The sequence below is a fragment of the Gordonia sp. p3-SID1431 genome, assembly GCF_025143765.1.
Lineage (GTDB): Bacteria > Actinomycetota > Actinomycetes > Mycobacteriales > Mycobacteriaceae > Gordonia > Gordonia hongkongensis.
On record NZ_JAMBDT010000173.1, the window covers coordinates 1 to 4,387 of the forward strand.

Below are 4,387 nucleotides of genomic sequence, written 5' to 3' on the forward strand. Positions count from 1 at the left end.
CCCCCCCGGACGTTTTAATGCGCGCCTGGACACCTGCTGCCGTTCCGTTTGACGACCGCACACGGGCAATCGATAATCGATAATCGATAGCAACGTCTACGAAAGGTGCGGGTCATGGTCAGTGTGCGGAACGTGAGAGGCGGAACGGGGCTTGATCCGATCATCGACGAGGTGAACGAGATCCTCGACGCCATCTTCAGCAACGCGCGGCGAACCAGCAAGGATTTCTTCGACAACTTCAGCAGGGATCCGAAACCCATCATCCTGGCCGAGTGGCTCGCGACGCGCGCGTGGCGGGAGATCGACTACGTATTCCTACTGAACGCTGAGATCCAGCGCTATGGAATGGGTTTCGAGCGGAAGCACGTCACACTGCTCGCGAAACAGGCCTTTCAGGAGGCTGAGCACTACGAGCTGGTCGGCAACGCGGTGGAGTCGCTGGGCGGTACGGTCCCGACCTCGGTCCCTGCGGACAGTCTCCAGTGGAGCGAGTTTCTCTGGGACTGTCTCGACCGCCATCCACTGGCTGCGATCGCCGCGTGGAATGCGTCCGAGACTTCGGCAACCGGCAGTCTCGAACCGACATTCCTCGCTGGTGAACAACACGGCTTCGACGAGGTCGTGCGGGTGCATCGAAAGATCGAGATCGACGAGAAGTTCCACGTGGGGCTCGGAAGGCAGATTCTCGCGCGGTATGCCCGCACGGACGAGGACCGGAAAGAGATTCTCCGAGCCATGCGCGGAATGCACGACATCGCTCTGCACATGTTCAGGCCCGAAACCGCCACCCGTCTGATGACTCCCCAGCCATGAGTGCGGTTTCGAAACGCGAATGCGACAGCGGCCGGGCTGGGCTCACCGTGAAACGCCGGTCATGCGACCTCAACGCCCGGGATGCGGGAAGTATGCAGACGCGACTGAGAGTTGCTTCGAAACGGCGAGAAGCCGACGACATCGTGAGTCTCGAGTTGTGCGCTGATGACGGGTCGGAGCTGCCGAGCTGGACACCCGGTGCGCATATCGAACTCGAACTGGCAGACGACCTCGTCCGCCAGTACTCGCTGTGCGGCGCGCCGGGGGACAAACGTACGTGGAGAATTGCGGTCCTACGCGAACAGGCCAGCCGTGGCGGGTCCAAGATCATCCACGAGAAGCTGGAGCGGGGTCATGTCGTGTCGGCGCGGGGGCCGCGCAACAACTTCCAGCTCGTGGACGCAGCACGCTACATCTTCGTCGCCGGCGGCATCGGGATCACGCCACTTCTGCCGATGATCCACGAGGCGGCCAGGCGTGGAAGGTCCTGGACGGTCGTGTACGGCGGGCGGACCCGCAACTCGATGGCCTTCGTCGATGAACTGCGAGGACTCCTCGGGGGAGACCTGCACGTGTTGCCCCAGGATGAGTACGGCTTGCTCGACTTCGAGGAGTTCCTGAGCGAACCGTTGCAGGACACGGCCGTCTATTGCTGTGGGCCCGGACCGTTGATCGATGCGGTCGAGCAGTGCTGTGCCGCTTGGCCATCGCCCGCCTTACATCGCGAACGCTTCGCGCCGAGTTCAGCTCCCGCCCGGCCGGCCGGTGAGTTCGAAGTACGGCTGGCGAGGACAGGAAGAACACTCCGGGTGCCGGCAGATCGAGACCTCCTCGAGATCCTCGAAGAGGCCGGACTGGCAATCGACAACTCCTGTCGCGCGGGCATCTGTGGCACCTGCGAGGTCCGGGTTGTCGGCGGTGTCCCGGAGCACAACGACGACATCCTCGATGACGAGGAGCGGTCGTCGAACGAAGTCATCTTGCCGTGTGTGTCGCGATCGAAGTCGTCGGTCCTGGTACTCGACATCTGATGAGGAGGAGTGCGGCTCGGCCACACGGTCCTGTCTCCATCGCCGTCGGCGCGCGCGAAGTTCCGATCTCACTGCGAGGGTCGAGTGTGTCGGAGCAAACGATGCCCGCGCGTACCAGCGGTTCTCCGACCGGTGCGACCCGGAGCAGGATGATTCCGTATCTTGAGACCATGCCTGCGAGTCACCAGACGGGCCTGCGTCGAACACTCAGTCAACAGATCCGCGATACGCTCGTGCACCAGATCGTGTTCGGGGAGCTGGGGCCCGGCGAGCGTCTGGTCGAGACAAAGGTCGCGGCTCAGTTCGGAACGAGTCAGGCTCCGGTCCGCGAGGCACTGCGCGAGCTCGAGGCCTTCGGACTGGTCGAGATCAAGCCGCGTCGCGGTACTTTCATCCGGTCCTCCATCAGAGAGGCGCTGCGGGAGAGCTACGTCCTTCGGGCCGCGTTGGAGGAAACTGCCACACGACTGGTCTTGTTGACTGGTTCGGTGCCCATTGATCACCTCGAGCGGGACATCGCGGAGATGTATCGAATGGCCGAAAAGAAAGACGTCGAAGCAGTCGGAGTGCAGACCGTCGCATTCCACCGACACATCATAGAAGCTGCCGGCAACGATCTCATAGCTCGCACCTGGGAGAATCTCCAGATCGAGGCGTGGACGTCGGTGACGATGTTGGCGTCCACTCCCGAGCTGACCACGATCGCCGACGACCATCAGGCCCTTCTCGACTCGCTGACCAGCGGGGACTTCGACATCGCCTGCAACCTGGCGCGGCAGCACCAATGGGGCTACGCCGAGCTACCGCACGATCCCTCTCGCGCCTGAAGGCCACGCAGCGCAGAGTACTACCTCGCTTCGGATTCTCCGCACGGCCGAGTTTCCGCCGAAATCCGTTGTCTCTCTTACACGGTCACTGAACGACCAAGCGCACGAGCCTATCTGAGCCCTCCCCCGAAACGGCGAAACGCACTGGAAACAGTTTCGATATGTCATCGAAATTGCCTGGGGCTACTGTTTCAATACCTCGTCGAAACTACGTCTGAAAGGGTCTCCATGACCGCAATCGACTCGCACGCAGCATCTCTCGGCGCCAAACTGAAGGAAGAGAGAGTCCGCTACGCCATCGCGGGCTACACGGATCTGCACGGAAACCTCAAAGGCAAGGTCGTGCCGATCGACCATTTCACACACATGGCAGGTGGTTCCGAGCTGTTCACCGGCGCTGCGCTCGACGGCCTCCCTCAGGATGTCAGCGACGAGGAGCTGTCAGCGCGTCCGGATCTGTCGCGCGGGGTGGTCCTCCCCTGGCGTCGTGACGTCGCACTGTTTCTCTCCGACCTGTATGAGGGCGGTCAGCCGTTCGAGGCGTCCAGCCGTAACATCCTGAGACGTCAGATCGACGCGGCCGCCGACATGGGGTTCACTTTCAACCTGGGTGTCGAGACAGAGTTCTTCGTCTTCTCCGGCGATCCCCGCAATCCCCAGAACGTCAGCGACCGCGACACTCTGGAGAAATCCTGTTACGCGATACCCACCTTGCTCGACAATCTCCCCTGGCTCAGCAGGCTGGTCGATGCAATGAACGAATTGGGTTGGGATGTCTACTCATTCGATCACGAGGACGCGCAGGGGCAGTTCGAGATCGACTTCACCTACGCGGATGGGATGACAATGGCCGATCGCGTCGTCATCTTCCGGATGATGGCCGGCGAGATCGCCCGCGAAGACGGGCTGATGGCATCCTTCATGCCCAAGCCGTTCGCCGACCGAACGGGGTCGGGTGCCCATTTCAACATGTCCCTCGCCGACCTGGCGAACACCTCCAATCTGTTCGACGCGCAGGAGGATCCGGCCGGCGTCGGGCTGAGCGAGCTGGGCTACCACTTCGCTGCCGGGATCGTTCGTCACGCCGCCGCGATCTGCGCAGTCATCGCACCGACGGTCAACAGCTACAAGCGGCTGGTCCGCAAGGGCAGCATGTCCGGTTCCACGTGGGCGCCGATCTTCGCCAGTTGCGGAAACAACAACCGCACGAACATGCTTCGTGTGCCGCTCGGTGGAGGCCGGGTGGAGTGCCGAGCGGTCGACTCGAGTTGCAATCCGCACCTCGCGGCCGCCGTGCTCTTGGCCGCGGGCCTGGAAGGAATCCGCGAGAAGGCCGAACTCGAGAGCTTCCACACCGAGAACCTGTACGAGGTTCCGCTGTCCGAATACGCAGCGCGTGGCCTCACGCTGCTTCCGCGAACACTGGAGGACGCCATTGACGCTTTCGAAGCGGATCCGTTCACCAGAGAAGTGTTCGGAGAGAAGGGTTGGCGATCGTTCATCGACTACAAGCGCGGCGAGTGGGAAGACTACTGCACCGCAGTCACCGACTGGGAACGTGACCGCTACCTCACCTTCTTCTGAGAGCCCCGATGGACGGCACGAGAACGATCGTGGTCGACGACTTCCCGCTCGAGTCGGGCGAACGACTGTCGGATGCGCACATCCGTTTTCGCACCTACGGCGATCTGTTCGGCGCGGGCGACGTCGTACTGT

4 protein-coding genes are annotated in these 4,387 nt (G+C 62.3%); all 4 read left to right on the plus strand.

Annotated features, from left to right (window positions below):
• The first annotated feature begins 114 nt into the window (after nt 1–114).
• Nucleotides 115–813: a hypothetical protein gene (locus M4D77_RS23440; RefSeq protein ID WP_259937670.1), complete on the plus strand. Its 699-nt coding sequence runs from the start codon at nt 115–117 to the stop codon at nt 811–813.
• A gap of 143 nt (nt 814–956) precedes the next feature.
• Entirely contained in the window at nt 957–1,844 is an 888-nt protein-coding gene (locus M4D77_RS23445) for a PDR/VanB family oxidoreductase (protein WP_311199338.1), read from the plus strand.
• A gap of 170 nt (nt 1,845–2,014) precedes the next feature.
• Nucleotides 2,015–2,671, plus strand: a complete 657-nt coding sequence (locus tag M4D77_RS23450) for a GntR family transcriptional regulator (protein WP_259937672.1) — start codon at nt 2,015–2,017, stop codon at nt 2,669–2,671.
• Between the two features lie 228 nt (nt 2,672–2,899).
• Nucleotides 2,900–4,255: a type III glutamate--ammonia ligase gene (gene glnT / locus M4D77_RS23455; protein ID WP_259937673.1), complete on the plus strand. Its 1,356-nt coding sequence runs from the start codon at nt 2,900–2,902 to the stop codon at nt 4,253–4,255.
• Nucleotides 4,256–4,387: the final 132 nt, after the last annotated feature.

Bases quoted from the DNA above. Each gene is read 5' to 3' on its own strand.
- M4D77_RS23440 (WP_259937670.1), top strand. From the start codon at position 115: ATGGTCAGTGTGCGGAACGTGAGAGGCGGAACGGGGCTTGATCCGATC.
- M4D77_RS23450 (WP_259937672.1), top strand. From the start codon at position 2,015: ATGCCTGCGAGTCACCAGACGGGCCTGCGTCGAACACTCAGTCAACAG.
- glnT (WP_259937673.1), top strand. From the start codon at position 2,900: ATGACCGCAATCGACTCGCACGCAGCATCTCTCGGCGCCAAACTGAAG.